This is a genomic window from Rhodococcus sp. WAY2 (assembly GCF_009859915.1).
GTDB classification, from domain to species: Bacteria; Actinomycetota; Actinomycetes; order Mycobacteriales; family Mycobacteriaceae; genus Rhodococcus_F; species Rhodococcus_F oxybenzonivorans.
Genome location: NZ_CP046572.1, coordinates 6,554,796 through 6,572,394, shown reverse-complemented (window position 1 = coordinate 6,572,394; position 17,599 = coordinate 6,554,796). Strand labels below are relative to the sequence as shown.

Annotated in this window: 18 protein-coding genes and 1 pseudogene; 6 read left to right on the top strand and 13 right to left on the bottom strand. The window is 66.2% G+C overall.

Annotated elements, in window-relative coordinates:
* The first annotated feature begins 294 nt into the window (after window positions 1–294).
* Together GFS60_RS29715 and GFS60_RS40150 are read left to right on the top strand one after the other, a co-directional pair.
* On the top strand, window positions 295–897 hold the full coding sequence (locus GFS60_RS29715; RefSeq protein WP_159926689.1) for a TetR/AcrR family transcriptional regulator: 603 nt from the start codon (window positions 295–297) through the stop codon (window positions 895–897).
* 66 nt (window positions 898–963) lie between these two features.
* Window positions 964–1,109: pseudogene (locus GFS60_RS40150) on the top strand (IS21 family transposase); the annotation flags it as partial.
* On the opposite strand, the gene GFS60_RS29705 reads toward GFS60_RS40150, so the two are convergent.
* On the bottom strand, window positions 1,109–1,786 hold the full coding sequence (locus GFS60_RS29705; protein WP_159926687.1) for an IF2 family translation initiation factor: 678 nt from the start codon (window positions 1,784–1,786) through the stop codon (window positions 1,109–1,111). The pseudogene GFS60_RS40150 and the gene GFS60_RS29705 sit on opposite strands and share 1 nt — an antisense overlap.
* Before the next feature lie 28 nt (window positions 1,787–1,814).
* Window positions 1,815–2,372: a CsbD family protein gene (locus GFS60_RS29700; RefSeq protein WP_159926685.1), complete on the bottom strand. Its 558-nt coding sequence runs from the start codon at window positions 2,370–2,372 to the stop codon at window positions 1,815–1,817.
* Between the two features lie 170 nt (window positions 2,373–2,542).
* On the opposite strand from GFS60_RS29700, the gene GFS60_RS29695 reads away from it, so the two are divergent.
* Entirely contained in the window at window positions 2,543–3,193 is a 651-nt protein-coding gene (locus GFS60_RS29695) for a maleylpyruvate isomerase N-terminal domain-containing protein (RefSeq protein WP_159926683.1), read from the top strand.
* Between the two features lie 3 nt (window positions 3,194–3,196).
* Here GFS60_RS29695 and GFS60_RS29690 read toward each other — a convergent pair whose 3' ends face one another.
* From GFS60_RS29690 to GFS60_RS29670, 5 genes are all read right to left on the bottom strand, one after another.
* On the bottom strand, window positions 3,197–3,538 hold the full coding sequence (locus GFS60_RS29690; RefSeq protein WP_159926681.1) for a hypothetical protein: 342 nt from the start codon (window positions 3,536–3,538) through the stop codon (window positions 3,197–3,199).
* Window positions 3,539–3,710: 172 nt separating this feature from the next.
* Window positions 3,711–4,379 (bottom strand): SDR family oxidoreductase, encoded by a 669-nt coding sequence (locus GFS60_RS29685; protein ID WP_159926679.1) that lies wholly within the window; start codon window positions 4,377–4,379, stop codon window positions 3,711–3,713.
* A 101-nt stretch (window positions 4,380–4,480) separates the two neighbouring features.
* Complete coding sequence (locus tag GFS60_RS29680) at window positions 4,481–5,680, bottom strand: DDE-type integrase/transposase/recombinase (RefSeq protein ID WP_236603167.1); 1,200 nt, start codon at window positions 5,678–5,680, stop codon at window positions 4,481–4,483.
* Window positions 5,681–5,795: 115 nt separating this feature from the next.
* Window positions 5,796–6,209, bottom strand: coding sequence for a TIGR03668 family PPOX class F420-dependent oxidoreductase (locus GFS60_RS29675; RefSeq protein WP_159926677.1), 414 nt, complete (start codon window positions 6,207–6,209; stop codon window positions 5,796–5,798).
* A 101-nt stretch (window positions 6,210–6,310) separates the two neighbouring features.
* A complete protein-coding gene (locus tag GFS60_RS29670; RefSeq protein ID WP_201453481.1) occupies window positions 6,311–6,931 on the bottom strand; it encodes a LysE/ArgO family amino acid transporter in 621 nt (206 codons plus the stop codon).
* A gap of 72 nt (window positions 6,932–7,003) precedes the next feature.
* On the opposite strand from GFS60_RS29670, the gene GFS60_RS29665 reads away from it, so the two are divergent.
* Both GFS60_RS29665 and GFS60_RS29660 read left to right on the top strand, forming a co-directional pair.
* Entirely contained in the window at window positions 7,004–7,879 is an 876-nt protein-coding gene (locus tag GFS60_RS29665; protein WP_159926673.1) for a LysR family transcriptional regulator ArgP, read from the top strand.
* 44 nt (window positions 7,880–7,923) lie between these two features.
* Window positions 7,924–8,928, top strand: a complete 1,005-nt coding sequence (locus tag GFS60_RS29660) for a PHP domain-containing protein (RefSeq protein ID WP_159927664.1) — start codon at window positions 7,924–7,926, stop codon at window positions 8,926–8,928.
* Here the strand turns inward: GFS60_RS29660 and GFS60_RS29655 are convergent.
* A complete protein-coding gene (locus GFS60_RS29655; protein ID WP_442972207.1) occupies window positions 8,879–9,679 on the bottom strand; it encodes a thiazole synthase in 801 nt (266 codons plus the stop codon). The two genes, GFS60_RS29660 and GFS60_RS29655, sit on opposite strands and share 50 nt — an antisense overlap.
* Window positions 9,680–9,877: 198 nt before the next feature.
* Here GFS60_RS29655 and GFS60_RS29650 point away from each other — a divergent pair, with 198 nt between their 5' ends.
* Window positions 9,878–10,093 (top strand): hypothetical protein, encoded by a 216-nt coding sequence (locus tag GFS60_RS29650; protein WP_159926670.1) that lies wholly within the window; start codon window positions 9,878–9,880, stop codon window positions 10,091–10,093.
* 10 nt (window positions 10,094–10,103) lie between these two features.
* On the opposite strand, the gene GFS60_RS29645 is transcribed toward GFS60_RS29650, so the two are convergent.
* The 5 genes from GFS60_RS29645 to GFS60_RS29625 form a co-directional block, all read right to left on the bottom strand.
* Window positions 10,104–12,281, bottom strand: coding sequence for a serine/threonine-protein kinase (locus tag GFS60_RS29645; protein ID WP_159926669.1), 2,178 nt, complete (start codon window positions 12,279–12,281; stop codon window positions 10,104–10,106).
* An 11-nt stretch (window positions 12,282–12,292) separates the two neighbouring features.
* Window positions 12,293–13,315: a glutamate ABC transporter substrate-binding protein gene (locus tag GFS60_RS29640; RefSeq protein WP_159926668.1), complete on the bottom strand. Its 1,023-nt coding sequence runs from the start codon at window positions 13,313–13,315 to the stop codon at window positions 12,293–12,295.
* A complete protein-coding gene (locus tag GFS60_RS29635) occupies window positions 13,315–14,646 on the bottom strand; it encodes a hypothetical protein (RefSeq protein WP_159926667.1) in 1,332 nt (443 codons plus the stop codon). The genes GFS60_RS29640 and GFS60_RS29635 overlap by 1 nt, the downstream gene beginning before the upstream one ends.
* 141 nt (window positions 14,647–14,787) lie before the next feature.
* Window positions 14,788–16,191 (bottom strand): amino acid permease, encoded by a 1,404-nt coding sequence (locus GFS60_RS29630; RefSeq protein ID WP_236603536.1) that lies wholly within the window; start codon window positions 16,189–16,191, stop codon window positions 14,788–14,790.
* Window positions 16,192–16,557: 366 nt separating this feature from the next.
* Window positions 16,558–17,484, bottom strand: a complete 927-nt coding sequence (locus GFS60_RS29625; protein WP_159926665.1) for a hypothetical protein — start codon at window positions 17,482–17,484, stop codon at window positions 16,558–16,560.
* Window positions 17,485–17,599: the final 115 nt, after the last annotated feature.

Below are 17,599 nucleotides of genomic sequence, written 5' to 3'. Positions count from 1 at the left end.
TCCAGTCCCGGCAGATCACGGGACCGGCCCCGGTATAGCAGCGGCGGCACGAATGTCACAGTTGCTGACGATGATCCGGGCCAGGCGCCGAGCGGCGGCTGTTGGCGCTGACGGCCGCCACCGCCGCATGCGAACGGTGCGGCTGATCACTTGTCTGCCCCAGAAGCCTGGGACAGTGGATTCGGCTTCCTGCCGTGTACGAGCAGTACACTGAAAATAGCAGTATCATTTGGTTATCACAACCACTTGGTACGTCTAATATTCCGGGTCTAGTTGGAGGGATAGGATTCAGCGATGGGCACAGGCGGGGTCGACGGACGCACGCTGCGGTATCAGCATCGGCGGCCGGAGTTGCTGGCGGCGGCGACCGAGTATGTGCTCGACCACGGGATCAGCGATGTCTCGCTCCGTACGATCGCGCAGGCGCTCGGCGTCACCCATGCGACTCTCCTGCGACACTTCTCGTCCAAGGAGGAGTTGCTCCTGCAAGTCTTAGTGAAGATTCACGGCGACTTTCTGGCGGACCTACAGGGCAACGGAGAACTCGGCGCCGCAGAATCGGCGGCGGAGTTCGTGCAGGCCGCGTGGCGCCGGTTGTATGAACCCCGAGAGCAACGCCAGTTCGTGTTGCTGTTCGAGTTGGTCGGACGCACAGCACGAGGACCCGAGCGCGGCGGAAGACTTGTCCAGTCGATCATCAGTGATTGGCTCGTTCCCATCGAACAACGCTTGGTTCGGGAAGGGTGGCCACCCGACGAAGCATCCGCGTTGGCGACACTTGTGCTGGCGCAGGTCCGTGGTCTGCAACTCGATCTCGTTATGACCGGCGATCGCGCTCGAATCGATCGCGCTTTCGGCCCCACTATCGAGATGGTCAGTAGGCCGACGGTTCGGTAGCAGTCAGGTTGATGACGTCTGCAGGACGATTCCACCGAAGCGACGCATACAGATGTGCCGCGGGGGCGCTGGTGGCGCACCTGCCCGACGACGCCACCGCCGAACAGGCCCAACGACGAGTGGACGAGTTCCGCCGGCTGCGGGGCGATACCCGGATGCCGGCCACCGCCGACGGCAAGGCGTCGGCGGCGACCGTGGCAGCCGCGGAACCCTAGCTGCCGGCGGCCTTCTCGTTCTTACGGTTGGCCGCCTCGGACTCGGCCAAATCCTCGACGCGGTCGGCCCGCGCCCGCTTGTCTGCTGCCTCGCTCTGCTTGTCGGCGGCTTCCTGCAGTTGCTCCTTGGCAGGGGCAGCGGCCTTCTCCTCGGCGGCCTTGATCTTCTCCCGCTCGTTGCGTGCGGCGGCCTCCGCGGCCTGTTTACGCTGAGCCGCCTGCTCGTCGGCCTGCTTCGCCGCGGCTTGCTTGCGCTGTTCGGCCTCCTGCGCGGCGGTGCGCTTGCGTTCTTCTTCACGCTTACGGGCCTGCTCGACCTCGCGCTGCTTCGCCTCCTGCGCTGCAACCTGCTGCTCGTTGGCGCGCTGTCGCTCGGCTTCCAACTCGGCGTCGGCCTCCGCCTCTTTGCGGCTCGCCTCGGCATCGAGTTCCGCTGCCCGCAGTAGCGCGTCGCTTCGTTTGGTGAGCGCCGCGCCGCGTTGCTCGACCTCCTGATCGCCCAGAACACTGCCGACGGCGCCGTCGATGACGCCGAGAGTGCGTTCGTACATCACCCGCGCCGGCGCCTCGGTACCCAGCCGGGACATGAACTGGTCCTCGATCAGTTGCAACGGGAACCGCACGATCTTGTACTGCAGGCGCAGGACCGCTAACGGCACACTGACGATATTCATCGAATCTCCCTCGATACGTGGGTGGTGATCAGGACTGTTCGGCGTCGTCGCGCAGGGCCTCGGCTTCGCGACGTGCACGCTCGGCTTCGGCCCGCGCGGCGTCCGCTTCGCGTATCGACTGGCGATGCTCCTCGACGGCCTCTCCGGCGCTCTCCGCCGCGGCAGTGACCTCGGTGCGCGCATTCTCTTCGGCCCGACTGGTTTCGATCCGGGCGTCGACTCCGGCCCGGGCCTGCTCCGTGACCACCTCACGGTGCTGCGCCTCTTCGGCCGCCCGGCGCTGTGCTCGGCGCTGCTCTTCGGCGGCTTGCCGTGCAACATCCGCCTCGTCCCGGACCTCGGCGCGTTCTGCGGCCCCTTCGGCACGCACTTCCTGGAGTTCCTCGGCCGCCTGCTCGGTCTCCGCCCGGGCGATGGCTTCGGCGGTGTTCGCCTCTTTGCGCTGCTGAGCCTCGGCTTGCTGCAATTGTCCCTCGGCGGTCAGCGAGTCGTTCCCGGTCACCGCTCCGGCGACCTCTTTCGCCTTGCCCTTGACGGAGTCCAGCAAACCTTCGCGGGCTTCCCCGGACGTGTCGCGATCACTCATGGATGGTTCTCCTATTGTCGTGGGCTCAACGGGCTGTCGGGTGCTGAAAAGGCCAGGCTTTGCCGTCCCGAACTGACGAGTAACCAGAATGGGCGACCGCGAATCGCGGGAGTTCTCCCGCAGTCGTTAATTCCGTGGGTTCTCCGGTGCGATCACCTAGCATCGGGGCCATGACCGCGCCGCACACCGATCAGTCGTATACCGCACTGCTCGAGGAGGTGGCCGCGTCGCAGCGGGCGCTCGAGTCGACGCTCGAGACCTTGACCGACCAGCAGGCCCGTGAACCCTCCCGGTTACCGGGGTGGAGTCGTGGTCATGTGGTGACGCATCTGGCGAGGAACGCGGATGCTCTCAACCGGTTCGCCGTCGGTGTGATTACGGGGGAGCCCGCTCCGGAGATGTATCCCGGCGGGCCTGCTGCCCGGGCAGCCGCGATAGAGGAGGGGGCGGCCCGGCCCGTCGAGCTCCTCGCCGCCGACTTCCGATTCGCCGGCCGCCGCGTGATCGATTCGCTTCGGGAGATCACCGCGGACCGGTACGAGACGCCGGTGAACTGGCGTAAGCCGGTGACGGCCTGGGATGTGCCGGTACTGCGGTGGCGTGAACTGGAGATCCACCACGTCGACCTCCGCCTGGACCATGCGGTCGGTGACTGGCCGGAGGCTTTCGTCGACAGCACGTTGGCGACGGAGCTAGCCGAGTTGAAGGCACTTCATCCCGACGTCACGATTCCGGAGCTGCCTCATCACGAGCTGCTCGCGTGGTTGATCGGGCGTCCCACCCGTACCGGGCTGCCGTCGGTTCCCGCCTGGCCGTTCTGACCGTCAAGCGTATTCGGCGGTGTCGAAGGAACTGGCCTCGTCGAGACCGGCCCAGATGATGTTGCAGCGCTTGCGGGTCATTTCGTCGGCGTCGGTGAGCAGGGCGTCGAGCAGGGAGCGGGGGGTCTTCTGCCACGACTGATGCAGGGCTTCCACAGCGTGGGGCGGGAACAGCCCGGAGCGGGCGGCCGCGAGGGTCCACTCGCCGAACTCGCCATCGTGGATCCGCTCGACGGCGTCGTAGTCCACGTCGCCGTCGCCGAGATCGAGGGAGAACATCGAAGCGAAGAGATCGCCGCTCACGTCGATGACGGAATCGTTCGGCTTGCGCTTTTCGGTGTTCATCGTGGCGTTACCTCCTGAGCCGACGTGAAAGACCCGACTCGTGCTGGCGAACTGTGCTGACGTGAAGAACTGTAGGACGGTTGATTGTGAGCAGCTTAAGGGTTTTCTGAAGGACCAAACAGTGATGTATCTCACGCCGGTTTTTTGCCGGGACGCCACGAAAGTCTCGCTGTCACCGGACGCGCAACACGACCTCGGTGGGATGTGCGTCAGCAGGCGTCTCGACGGCCTGACGTACGGCAGCGGCGACCGTCGAGGCTCGAAGATAGTTCTCGGGACGGTATTCGCCGCCCTCGCCTGCGACGATGGCGCGCTGCATGTCCGTGTCGATCCGTCCCGGGTGAAGGGAGGTGACCCGCAGGTCCGGCTCCTCGAGCCGCAGCGAGTCCGCAAAGGCGCGAAGGGCGAATTTGCTCGCCGCATAGGATCCCCACCCGGCATTTGCCCGGATTCCCGCACCGGAATTGATGAGCACGACGTGTCCTCCAGCGGCGCGTAGGGCAGGTAGGAGGAGGCGCGTCAGCTCGGCCACGGCGATCACGTTCGCTTCGAGGGTGTGACGCCACTGCTCGACGCTGGACTCGGCGACGGTCGACAGGTCGGCGACCCCGGCGTTGTGCACCAGCACGTCGAGGTGCTTGATCGGCGCGCAGGCGTCGGCCACCGCGGCGTAGTCGGTGAGTTCCACGGGCCAGGAAGTCGCGGCGGGGAGTTCGCCGAGGATGGCGGTCAGCGACGCTGCTGTGCGGGCTCCGAGAAGGAGGTCGTGACTCGGTGCGAGTTCGCGGGCGATGGCGGCTCCGAGGCCGCGGCTGGCTCCGGTGATCAGGGCTGTGGGCACGGACCCGAGGCTAGCGCCCGTGAGTACTTCTCAACGCTCCGGTGTTTGTGCTGTCTACGTTGATATGAGACACGGGTGTCTACGTAGATGCGAGACAGATTTTAGGCGGGTTGGAGTTGTCCTTGGTAGCGCTTGGTGTGGTCGAGGTGTAGGTGTCCGATCACGTTGCCGTCGGCGGTGTAGGCGGTGACGTGGTCGTCGTCGTGGAGCAGGGTGATGGTCTGCCCGGCTCTGCGCCGGCCGACGCTCAGTCGGGTGTGGGAGTCGATGCACACGGTGCCGGCGGAGGAGACGATCAGGGCGTGCACGGTGGCGTCGTGTTGGATCGGAAGTGCTTGTGGCCCACCGAGGAGTGGCGCGTTCTGCCAGGCCTGCAGTGGCGGCATCTTGACCGCACTGTGCGGGCGGTCGGTGTTGTAGAACCGCTGGTAGGTGTCGCAGAGCTGCTGCAGTTCGATCAGAGTGGTCGGTTGGGTGGGGTGAGTGGCCAACCATTGCTTGAAGGTGCGGTGGTGGCGTTCGACCTTCCCGCAGGTCTGTGGGTGGTATGGGGTGGAGTGGATCAGCCGCGCCCCGGCCCGCTTCACGACCCGGGTGAAGCCCGAGGTGCCGCCCTTGGTGCGGCGGGAGGTGAACGCGCTGCCGTTGTCGGCGAGTACCAGTGCCGGAACCCCGAAGTCGGTGAACGCGGCGGTGATCGCCGCGATCGCCCCGGCGGCGGTCTCGGCGTCCGCGACCCGGGTGGCGACCAGGGTGCGGGTGCAGTCGTCGAGGACCTCGAAGACGGTGGCCTTGGCTCCGGTCGCCAACCGAACTTCGGTGGCGTCGATCTGATAGCAGTCGCGGGGTTTGCGGTAGCAGAACCGGCGGTAGGACGATTTCGGGCGTTTCTTCGGCTCGGGGACGACCAGGTGGTAGCGGGAGAGGATCTTGTTGATCGTGGCCCGGGACGGGATGGTCCAGCCCTGCTCGGACCAGTGTTGTTTCTCGGCGACCGCGTTCAGGTGGTAGGCGATGGTGTCGGCGCCGCGCTCGTGATGGGGCAGGTTGAGGCGAAGCCGCACGATCTCGGCCTCCACCTCCCACGCGGTGGCGTGTGGGCAGGAGGTGGGCCGGCGGGACCGGGCGGTCCACCGGCCGTCCTCCTCGATCCGTTTCTTGTGCCGGTAGGCGGTGGCGCGGGAGATCCCGTGGTCGGTGCACCAGCGGGCGAAGTTCCCGTCGAACATGTCGGCGCCGGTGGTCTGCGAGACCACCAGCAGGGCGTGTAGCAGTTCCATGACGGCTTCCGTTCCGGTCATGAACCAAGTCCACGACCAGTCAGGTGCCTCATACCTCAATCGACAGCAGCGTGTCTCACATCTGGGTGGACATCATCTGTCTCACATGTCCCCAGACTCAACAAACGCTCCGGTGTTAAGAAGTACTCACGGCGGACCAGTGATGCCAGCGCAGGGAGCGGACGGCAATCACCGGTCCCTGCGGACGGCGCGCGGCGTACTGCGGGTATTTGGCGGCGAGAACGTCGATGGCGGCGGTTCCCTCCGCGGTGGTCGCGTCGAGCACCTCGGCCACGCCGTCTACCCGCACCCACCACAGCTGGTCCCAGTCGTCGTCGTAGTGATCGACGAGGATGCTGATTGAGGGATTCGCGGCGATGTTCTTCAGTCGTCGTAATGCCGTGGTGCGCTTGGGTTTGAAGTCGACGCACGAGTAGATCGTGTCCTCGGTGAGGGCGAAGACCAACGGTACGAGATGCGGTGCTCCGTCGGGTCCAGCGGTAGCGAGCCGGGCGACGCGGGCAGCGGAGAATCGCTGCACGGGATCCACTACGACTCCCTGACGTTCGCGTCCGACAGCAGCTGACTCGATCGCGAGGGCACGCTGCCAAGTATTGGTCGACCCGGCGAGGCGCGTCAACCTCGAATTGACTACGAAACCACCAACGTGATGCCGAGCGTGAGCATCAGGGCGGCGATACCGGCGTCGAGTGCCCGCCAGGCGGCGGGACGGGCGAATACTCGGTGCAGGAATCGGGCGCCGTAGCCGAGGGCGAGGAACCAGCTGACGCTCGCGACGGCCGCTCCGAGGCCGAACAGCCAACGCCCGGGATCTCCTTGATTGTCGGCGACCGATCCGAGCATCAGCACCGTGTCGAGGTAGACGTGCGGGTTCAGCCAGGTCAGTGCGAGGCAGGTGAAGACCGCGGTGGCGAGTGTCGCGGACCCGACTTCCTGTGGAGTGTCGAGCGTGCCGGGGCGTAGGGCTCGACGGGCCGCGAACGCCGCGTAGGCCAGCAGGAACGCGGCTCCGGCCCAGCGGATGACGGTGATTGCGCCGGGCGCGTGGGCGAGGATCGTGGCAATTCCGCTGATCCCGAGTCCGATGAGGATGACGTCGGAGATCGCGCAGAGAGCGACGACGGGAAGGACGTGTCGGCGGACGATGCCCTGCCTCAGGACGAAAGCGTTCTGGGCGCCGATCGCGACGATCAGCGACAGACCGGTGCCGAAGCCCGCTGCCGCCGTGAGCACACTGGGTGTGAAGTCCATGGACACCACGCTACGAAGCCGCCATCCATCAGGCCAGCTAATTATCCTTCATCGCCATTAGCATCGCTTCACATGGAGCTGGACCTTGCTGCGCTACGCACATTTGCCGCCGTCATCGACGAAGGCACCTTCGAGGCGGCGGCCCGAACCCTGCACATCACACCGTCCGCCGTGAGCCAGCGCATCAAGGCGCTCGAGCAACAGGTGGGACGCGTGCTGGTGCAGCGGGTGAAACCGGCGCGGGCCACGGACTCGGGGCGCGTGGTGCTCACCCTCGCACGGCAAGTGGCCCACCTCGAGCAGGAGACGATGGCCTCGCTCAATCCGAATACTGCGCAGACGAGCACGCTGCCCCTCGTCGTGAACGCGGATTCGCTGTCGACCTGGATGATCCCGGCCCTGGCCCGGCTGGCACCGGAACATCGTGTGCTGTTCGACCTGCACCGCGAAGACGAGTACCACTCCACGGCGCTGCTGCGGGAGGGAACGGTCATGGCGGCGGTGACGTCCGTTTCGGAGCCGGTGCAGGGATGCACGGTGGAGACACTCGGATCGATGAGGTACCGCGCACTGTGCAGCCGTGAGTTCGCCGACCACTGGTTCCCGGACGGACCGACCGCCGAGGCCCTGGCAGTCGCCCCCATGCTCGACTTCGACCGCAAGGATGAACTGCAGGCCAGATTCCTGCGGGGGTTCACCCGACGACGAATGCATCCCCCGCGGCACTTCGTTCCCGGCTCCTCGGCATTCTCGGACGCGGTCCACTACGGGCTCGGCTGGGGACTGCTCCCCGAACTACACACGGGCACCGACCACGGACTGGTCGAGCTCGATCCGGCGCGACCGATCGATGTGCCGTTGTACTGGCAGCGGTGGAAGTTGGAATCGCCGCTACTCACGGCCCTCACCAGTGCCGTCCGCGAGGGGGCGCGCGAAGCGTTGCGGTGACGTGGGGTGGGCGCAACACTGGTGGCATGGACGCCGACAGCCCGATGGACCCGGTGCAGGCCCTCCGCGAGACAGCGTTCTGGCTCGAGCGATCCAGGGCGGAGACGCACCGGGTGAAGGCGTATCGGCGCGCCGCCGACGTGGTGGCGGGTTTGTCGGAGGAGCAGCGGGACATCCGTCAGCGCACCGACAGCTGGAAGGACTTGCCGGGCATCGGACCGAAGACGGCGACGGTGATCCGTGAGGCACTCGACGGTGTTCCTGCCTACCTCACGGAATTGCGGGAAAAGGCGGAGCCCCTCGGTGGCGGTGCACTCCGCGAAGCGCTGAAGGGTGATCTGCACACTCATTCGGACTGGTCCGACGGTGGCAGCCCGATCGACGAGATGATGCGGAGTGCGGCTTCGCTCGGTCACGAATACTGCGCTCTCACAGATCATTCTCCCAGACTTACCGTGGCCAACGGATTGTCCGCCGATCGGCTGCGCGCCCAACTCGAGGTGATCGCCCGCCTCAACGAAGAGCTGGCGCCCTTCCGTATTCTCACCGGAATCGAGGTCGACATTCTCGAAGACGGTTCGCTCGATCAGGATCCGGACCTCCTCGACGAACTCGATATCGTGGTCGCGAGTGTGCATTCGAAGCTTCGGGCCGAGAGTGGTGCGATGACGCGGCGGATGCTCAAAGCTGTGGAGAATCCGCGAGTCGATGTGCTGGGGCATTGCACGGGTCGCCTCGTCACGGGAGGCCGCGGCACTCGGCCGGAGTCCACATTCGACGCCGAGAAGGTGTTCACCGCCTGCCGTGACCACGGCACCGCCGTCGAGATCAACAGCCGTCCCGAACGCCGTGATCCCCCGAGCAGGCTGATCGACCTGGCCATGGACCTCGGGTGTCTGTTCTCGATCGACACCGACGCGCACGCGCCCGGACAGCTTGCGTGGCAAGGGTACGGGTGTGAGCGGGCGATGCGGTGCGGCGTCGAACCCGAACAGGTGATCAATACGTGGCCGGCCGACGATCTGCTGGAGTGGGCAGGTTCCCGGTAAGAGGAGAGGATGCCTGCGCCCAGAAGCGCTTCGGGATACGACCGGCATTCCGTGCGCGGCGTCCGGCTCGAACCGCGTCCGCCATGGCCGCGGCCATGAGCGGCGGATCGAACGAGCGGGTGACGGCGGACGCGAGCAGCACGGCGTCGCACCCCAGTTCCAAGGCCAGGGCCGCATCACTAGCGGTGCCTATCCCGGCGTCGAGGATGACCGGGACACCGGCGCGGGCGACGATCATCTCGATGTTTCGGGGGTTGGAGATGCCGAGTCCGGTGCCGATCGGTGAACCGAGTGGCATGACGGCGGCGCAACCGGCGTCCTCGAGCCGCATCGCCAGCACCGGGTCGTCATTGGTGTAGGGCAGCACGACGAAGCCGTCGTCGACGAGTTGCTCTGCAGCCGAGACGAGTTCGACGGCATCGGGAAGAAGGGTCCGCTCGTCCGCCACGACTTCGAGCTTCACCCATTCGGTGCCCAGCGCCTCGCGCGCGAGCCGAGCAGTCAGCACGGCCTCCGCGGCACCCCGGCAACCGGCGGTGTTGGGCAACAGTGCGATGCCGAGTCGGTTCAGCAGTTCGAGCATCCCCGTCTTCCCCGCCGAGTCGACGCGGCGCATCGCGACAGTGGTCAGTTCGGTGCCCGATGCGAGGAGTGACTCCTCCAGTGCGGAAAGGTTCGTTGCACCACCGGTTCCCATGATCAGCCGCGAAGAAAAGGTGCGGTCTGCGATCGTGAGCGGGTCGACCCGGATCTCCGCCACCCTGCACCTCCTCCGGCCGGAACTTCTTCGTGTCCCGCACCCTACGGGCGAGAGAACGCGGAGGTGAGAGCCACATGTGCGCTGGGTCATAGGTCCAGATTGGACCCACGGGGCCGCAACTATCTGGATCTTCTGGACCCGTACCAGGCTGCCCAGAATGGGATGCGAGAGCACACGATGGGAGCCGAGATGACCACGATCACCGGGCACAGGAACCGCACCCGCAGAGCGAGGGAGGCGGAGTGTCTCGCGGCGGAACTGGAAACCGCCCGTCGCCGCATCATCGAACTGATGGGCCAGCTCGACGAAACAGCGCGTAGCCGGGACGATTTGCGCGACCGGATGCAGGCGATGGCGTGGAATGCCCGTTGGGGGCGCGAACAGATCGGGTTCGGCGTGCTGTGATTCGGTTGCGCTACAGCCAGGTGGTCGGGCGAATGAGATTGGCGAGATCCACCAGGGTGTATCGATGCCGACGCTCGGGCGCTTTACGGGCGAGCGCCCGCAGTGCCGACTCGGCCCCGGTCCGCAGACCGTGTTCGGTGAACGGGACACCGAGAATCGTTGCAGTCCCAGGTATTCCGCCCGACCGCAACCAGTCCACCGCCACACCGAGCACGAGAACGCGGGTCTGCAGTGCACGTCGTTCGTCGTGGGCGAGGAGCTCGACCCGTTGGGCGGCTTCTTGTAGGTCCCGTTCGCACACGTCCGCGACGGGGCGGTCGTGGACCAGCATGAGCACGCTCGTCAACCGCGCTTCTGCGTAGTGTCGCGAGGTGGGCGGAACCTCGTCGAGTGCCCGGACGGCGCCGTCCCGGTCACCACGGTGATCGAGTTGCCTGGCGAGGCCGAACGCCGCGCTGATGACGCCGTGATCCGTCCGCCACACTGTGCGGTAGAACTTCTCGGCCTCTCGCCGCCACACCTCGCAGTCCTCCCCTTCCCGGTACTCACAGCGCATCTCCGCCGTCGCCGCCAGCGCGAGCTTCGGAGCATCCTCGCCGGGCAGCGCGGTCAACACGGCGTCGAAACGGCCCAGCGCCGCCTCGAAGTCGCCCTCGAGAAGCGCACATATCCCGCTGTACCAGTCGATGCGCCACGCGTCTGCGCGCTCGAGCGGCAGAGAAGACAGGATCTGCCCTGCCTCCCGGGGATGTCCGAGGTCGAGGTGCGCTCGCGCTTCGGCGAGCGGAATCTCGATGCTGGGCTCCGCACCGCCCCGCACCGCTTCCCGCGCCCTGCTCAGCGAATCGAGGAGTTCCTTCGGCCTGCTGTGCACCACCGTGAGGTAGGGTGCCGCCGGATCATCGGGGTTGACGAGTGGGATGGGAAGCGCCCGAGCAACTCCTATCGCACCGACGCGTTCGTTGCGGCGATGCCCGTCCACATACACATCGGTGCGGCTGATGGCGAGGTCCGTGCCGAATGTGGTGCGCTGCGGGCTGAACAGTCGGGAGAGACCCGGATTGGGACGCCCGGTCTTCTGCGCGACGATCTCTCGGAGCACGCCCTCCAACTGTGTCGACATCTCCTCGGCGGAGACGAACCGACGGTCCGGATCGGCATCTGTGGCTCTGAGCAACAGCCGATGGTAGAACTCGTGCTCGGCCAGTAGCGGTGCCTGCTCCAGGGTGGGGAGACCGTCGACGTAGCGCCCCGACTCCGACGGCAGATCGATGGTGAGCGCGGCGAGCGTGCGGCCGACGGTGTAGATGTCCGAAGCCACCGTCGGACCGGTAGTGGCGATCTCCGGCGCCTGATAACCCGGGGTGCCGTAGATGTAGCCGTGGTCGCCGATACGCGCGACCGCGCCCAGGTCGATGAGCTTGAGCTGATCGTGGTCGCCGATCATGATGTTCTCGGGTTTGAGGTCGTTGTACACCAGTCCCATGGAGTGCAGATATGCCATTGCGGGTGTTACCTGGAGGATGTAGCCGATTGCCCGTTCCACCGGAAGCATCGGCCGCGGCGCACCGTCGCGTGTGTCCGCCTCGACCTCCGCCAGTACGTCCCGGAGTGTTCGCCCCCGGATGTACTCCATGACGATGTACCCGATGGGATTGCCGTCCAGCCCTGGGTGTTCGACGAAATTGAAGATTTTGACGATGCTGGGATGCGTGACTTCTGCGAGGAACCGCCGCTCGGCCAGCGCGACCTCTTGCGCCTCGGGATCGCCCGAGTGCAGCAGTCCCTTGAGCACCACCCAGCGATCGTTCACGTTGTGGTCCAGCGCGAGGTAGATCCAGCCCACTCCGCCGTGCGCCAGGCAGCCCAGCACCTCGTACTGCCCGGCGACGAGCTCGCCTGTCTCCAGTTGCGGCGAGAAGGTGAACACGGTGCCGCAGTGCTCGCAGACGCCCTCCGTGGGCCCGGGTTTCCCGCTTGTCGAACGCCCGACCGGGCGACGGCACCGGTCGCAGAACCGTTTGTTCTCCGCCACCACGGGGTTGGTGAGGAGCATCGAAAGTTCTTGCGTTCCAGGGCGGTCCACAGTCGTCGGCGCCGAGTCGGTATCGTCGGCGAACGGGTCGAACCGCACACCGCGGGTGGATTGCAGCTCAACCGGGGGTGTTCGTTGAGTTTCGTCGCTCACGGCCCGACACCTCAATCCCGATAGGTCGGTGCGGGCGGGCCCGGAACCGGGCCGAGTACGGTCAGCCACCTGTCGTAGAGCGCCATCCACGTCCCGTCGGCCCGCATCCTGTCGAGGGTGCCGTTCACGAAGCGCACCAGATCCTCGTGGCTCTTGTTGACGCCGATGCCGTACGGCTCCGATTCCAATGGTGGGCCGACGATCTCGAGATTCGGATCCTGGGCGGCCAGCCCGGCGAGAATTGAGTCGTCGGTGCTGGCGGCGTCGGCGTGCCGTTGCTGAAGGACCACGAGGCAGTCGTCCCAGTCGGGAACCGCGACAATCGTCGCCTCGGGTTGCACTCGCTGAACGGTGGCGAGCGACGTGGTCTCGATGGCGGTGCACACTCTCTTGCCCGCAAGGTCCGCCGGACCCTCGATGCCGGAACCCTTCGGTACCAGCAGTCGCTGGTAGGCCTGGAAGTAGACCGTCGAGAAGGCGACGCGCTCGGCACGTTCACACGTGATCGTGGTGCCCTTGACGACGAGATCCGCCTCGTCGTTCTCCAGCGCGTCGAAGCGGCTACCGAAGGTGAGCAGCCGGTACTCGACCTTGGACGGATCGCCGAACAGATCACGGGCAACCTCCTTCGCGACGTCGACGTCGAATCCCATCAGGGTGCCGGTGGTCGGGTCGCGGAAGCTGAAGAGGTTGGTGTTCTGGTCGAGGCCCACGATCAGGCGTCCACGGGCCAGAATGTCGGCCACCGCAGAACCAGGGGGTCGAGTTCCTGGTGGGACAGCCGGGCCGGGCCGCAGGCTGGCGAGCGCACCGCACGTGTCCGGTGTGGGCGGCTCCGCCGGCGCAACGCCCGACGGCGGCAGAATCTGCGCCCCGTCGGACAACGGAAACTCGGCGTAGTCGCCGCCGGGGATCGGTGAGAGCGGTTGCGGGGTGGCGCAGCCGGCGAAGAGGACGGTGGCGCACGCGAACACCAGGAGGTGCGGGCGGAAGGCGCGCCGTCTCGTCCGTCTCGGTCGATCCACCGGAATCATCAGTGGTACTCGTTCAGTCTGGGCCAGATCCCCCCACCGACGGCAAACCCGCAGAGGACGCCGATCACCATGCTACCCACCGCGAGCAGCGACAACGACCGATACGCTGCGGCCATTCCGTCCAGTTCCTCGGTGCGAAATCGCTCGATGCCGGTCCGGAGAGATTCGTCCAGGGCGGCGAACCGAGCGGTCGACGCGAGCTCGCCCGAACCGATGGCGAGGGCGCTCGCACCCGAGTAGTCGCCGGCCGCGAGCCTTTGCTGCAACATCTCGTGAGCGGTCCGCCACCCGTCCAGCGCGGCAAGCGCGTCGGCAACCTCGGGTCGCGCGTCGCTCTGCAACCGTCCGAGGGTGTCGGCCAGCGCGGAGGAGTGCGCCTCGTAATCGATCTCGGACTGCTCGTCGGAGCCGCGCTGCAACAATGCCAGTGTCTCGTCCGCCCGTGCCTGCTGGGCGAGAATCCGTGATTGGGTGATGGTGGCGAGTGGTTGTGCCCCTTCACTTCTCGCCCGGTCGATCGCCGATGTGGAAACCAGTGCGGCTGCGGTCAGCCACACTAGGAGGGTTGCGGTGAGAAGTGAGGCAACGACGAGACCAGGGTTGACGCGACGCTTACTCTTGCGCGCCAGGTAGATCTGGGCGAGGACAAGTGCGATCAGCAGTCCCGCGGTGACGACGAATGCGGCGCGCGGCAGCCGGGCACCGTGAGCCTGCGTGTCGGCGACGGACCGCGACTGTTCGATGTACAGACGCTCGGCTGCAGGCAGGATGGTGTCCTGCATCAGGGCCGACGCGTCACCCAGATAGGCGACGCCCACCGGATTGCCCGACCGGTTGTTGGCGCGGGCGGTCGCGACGAGCGTGGTGTACACGGACATGTGTCTCGACACCTCCGACAGCAGGCGCAGCGCCCCGGCGTCCGTCGAAGACACTCCGTTCGACGCAGTCACCAGGGCGTTCGATGCATCGCCGATCGCCTGGTTGTACCGGTTGCGTACCTCGCGGGGTTCGATTCCGCCGGAGATGAAGGAGGTCGTGGCTGCGGCATCGGCGATCGACAGAGAGCTGTACAGAGCTTCCGCGGCGTACGCGAGCGGTTCGGTATGCGTCCGTAGCACGTCGATCCGCTGTTGACGGGCACCGATCGCGGCCGACGCGATGGCCCCGGTCGCGAGTGCTGCAGTCACCAGTGCGATGCCCAGCACGGAGAGCCGGCCCGGCGTGGAGGCAAGAAATTCGCGCCAGGGCTGCCGTCGGGATTCGGGCTCGACGAGCAGTGACTCGTCCAGCGAGTGCTCTTCGGTGACGGCGTTGTCTCCGCGGTGGAACACGGTGTCCTCCTCCGCCGAGGTGTTCTGCCAGTGTGCCCGATTTTCGCCGTATCGTGCCGAAAAGTCGATGTCGGGGGCCGGACACAGAAACGAGGACAGGGACCCGGTCCGGTCCCTGTCCTCGAGTTCGATGGGGGTTCGTCAGAGTTGCTCGCGCGCTGAAACTCCGACGAGTTGCTCCGCTTCGGGTTTGGTCGCCGATGCTTCTTCGGCCGCAGGGACGGTGCCCTGCGGTTCCGCGCCGGCCCGGCTGCGGCGGCGGAATTCGTAACCGATCAGGATGAAGACCAGGGTCACCACACTGAGCCAGAACTGCGAACGGGTGGTGGGCAGAACCGCCATCGCGGCAATCACGGCACCCATCAAACCGATGGTCGCGTAGCTCAGCCACGGGAACAGCCACATCTTCAGGCTGAGGGCCGAGGGGTCCTGCGCTTCGAGCTTCTTCCGCAGGGCGACCTGGGAGAGGGCGATCATGAGGTAGACGAAGAGCGCGACGGCGCCGTAGGAGTTCACCAGGAACGAGAACACCAGGTCCGGGGAGACGAAGGCCGCGACCACGGATGCATACCCGATCACTGTGCCGGCCAGGATCGCGCGCCGTGGAACCCCGCCGCGGGACAGGTGCGTGAACATCCGGGGGGCGTCGCCGTTCCGAGTGAGGGCGAACAGCATTCGGGAGGAGGTGTAGAGCGCCGAGTTCAGGCAGGACAGCACTGCGGTGAGGATGACGATGTTCATGATCGTGGCGACCCCGGGAATGTGCAGGGCCGAGAGGGCTGCTGCATAGGGGCTGACTCCGACGGCCTCGGTGCTCCACGGCACGACCGCGACGACGACGAAGATGGAGCCGACGTAGAACGTGATGATCCGGACCACGATCGAGCGCATCGCCCGGGCAACCGCCTTCTTCGGCTCCGCTGATTCGGCCGCCGCGATGGTCACGATCTCGGCGCCGGTGAAGAAGGCGACACAGGGGACGACCGCCGCGAGCACCGCGCCCCACCCGAGCGGGGCGAACCCGCCGTTGCTGACGAGGTTCGCGACTCCGGGAGTCGAGTCGGGCCACAGTCCGGTGATCCAGAGTGCGCCGAACCCCAGGAAGAGGACGATCGCGATCACCTTGATCGAGGAGAACCAGTACTCGAACTCGCCGAATGAACGCGCAGAGACAAGATTGGTACAGGTCAGAATGACGAGGAGGCCGAGACTGAGGATCCACAGCGGCGCGGACGGCAGATACAGCTGCAGTATGCGCCCGCCCGCAATGGCCTCGACGGCGACGACGATGACGAAGAAGTACCAGTACATCCACCCGACGGAGAAGCCGGCGCGATTACCGAGCGCTTCCCGGGCGTAGACGTAGAACGATCCGACGACGGGCCGAGCCACCGCCATTTCCGCGAGCATCCGCATGATCAGGAGGGTGATGACCCCCGCGATCAGGAACGACACGATCGCTGCCGGGCCGGCGTTCTCGATGACGACGCCGCTGCCGACGAACAATCCGGCACCGATCACGCCACCGAGGGCGATGAGGTTCATGTGCCGTTTCTTCAGGCCTTTTCCGAGGCCGGAGTCCTGAGCTTGGACCGGGGGTGGTGTTGAGGTCACGTCTTCCTCCACTGTGCGCTGACCGGGATCGTCAGGTCGCCATCACGATCCGGGGGCGGACCGTCGGCGGTTCGGAACGGAGAACAGTGCCGGCGGGAGATACGGGAGACGATCTACCGCGAACTGAACTGTTGGTGTGATTCACAACACTGTATGGAGGGTGTGGAGGGGAGCACAGTGCCAGTTCGGGCACGCCTCTGGGGTCCAGATCCAGGTAACGAGGAATCGGGAGGTACGCGAGAGGGCGGGGACCGTTCGATGCGCCTGCGTGACCTACGCGCAGGCGCATCGAAAGTCCTAGCCTTCGGTGTCACGGGCAGTCGCACCGCACTCACCGCAGGCCTGCATCAGCGCCGCACTGCGCGGGCGCCCGGCACGGGCCGGCAACCGAACCGCGGACCGGAAGCGCGAGGCAGGTCGGCCATGAAAGGGATGAGTACGGCTACCCGCCCTCCGCGCCGCCGGGAGGAGCGGCGACCAGGGCCAGTGCCGGCCGACGCTGCGCCGAGCCCGCAGGAAGCCGAGGCCGAGTACGAGCCCGAAGATCAGGTGCCCGATCAACGAGAGTGCGAGCGTCGTCGGCGTGAGCGGAAACATGGCTTGCTGCCCGTCCGGCGACAGGGCGACCGTGGCGATGAGGCCGGCCCACACCGGGAACACCGCGAAGGCGACGGAGGTGAGGACGACGGTGCGGCGTGACAAGTGCTGAAGGCCCAAGGCGAGGGCGATGAGGAAGAAACCGATTCCGATTCCGCCTCCGTCACCGATGTAACGCCAGAGGTAACCGACGATCGCGCCGGTCCGGGTGTCGGATCCCGAGTGGAGCCAGGTACCCATTTTCGGAATGAAGTCGCCCCACAGGTCGAGCAAGTACACGGTGTCGAGGCGGAAGATGTCGTAGACCAGACACGCGAACATCCCCCAGCCGAGGCCATGGCCGACGATGCGGTCGATCGGGTGCGGAGCGAATACGCACAACACCGCGAGAGCGGCCGCGAGTGGGATGATCACCAGCGCGCCGGTGGTGTTCATCGGCACGACACCGAACACCTGCGCCGAGATCGCCAGTAGCGGTAGGGCGGCGAGCAGAAGGTAGAGGCCTGTCCGGGTGAGGGTCCAGTGGTGGCGGACTCGCTTCGGGCCGGATTCGACGGTGGGCACGGCGGTTCGCGCCAACTCGTGATCGTGCGCGGCGGGTGCAGTGGTGCCGAGGTTGTGCGACACAGGGGTGAGTTCCTTTCGATCGAGGGGACTTCTTCCTCTGAGGGTTCCGTTCTGACGTTCTCAGCGTCCGGCAGATGGCCGGGTGTGAACAGTCACCTGAGGGTTAGTAATCGTC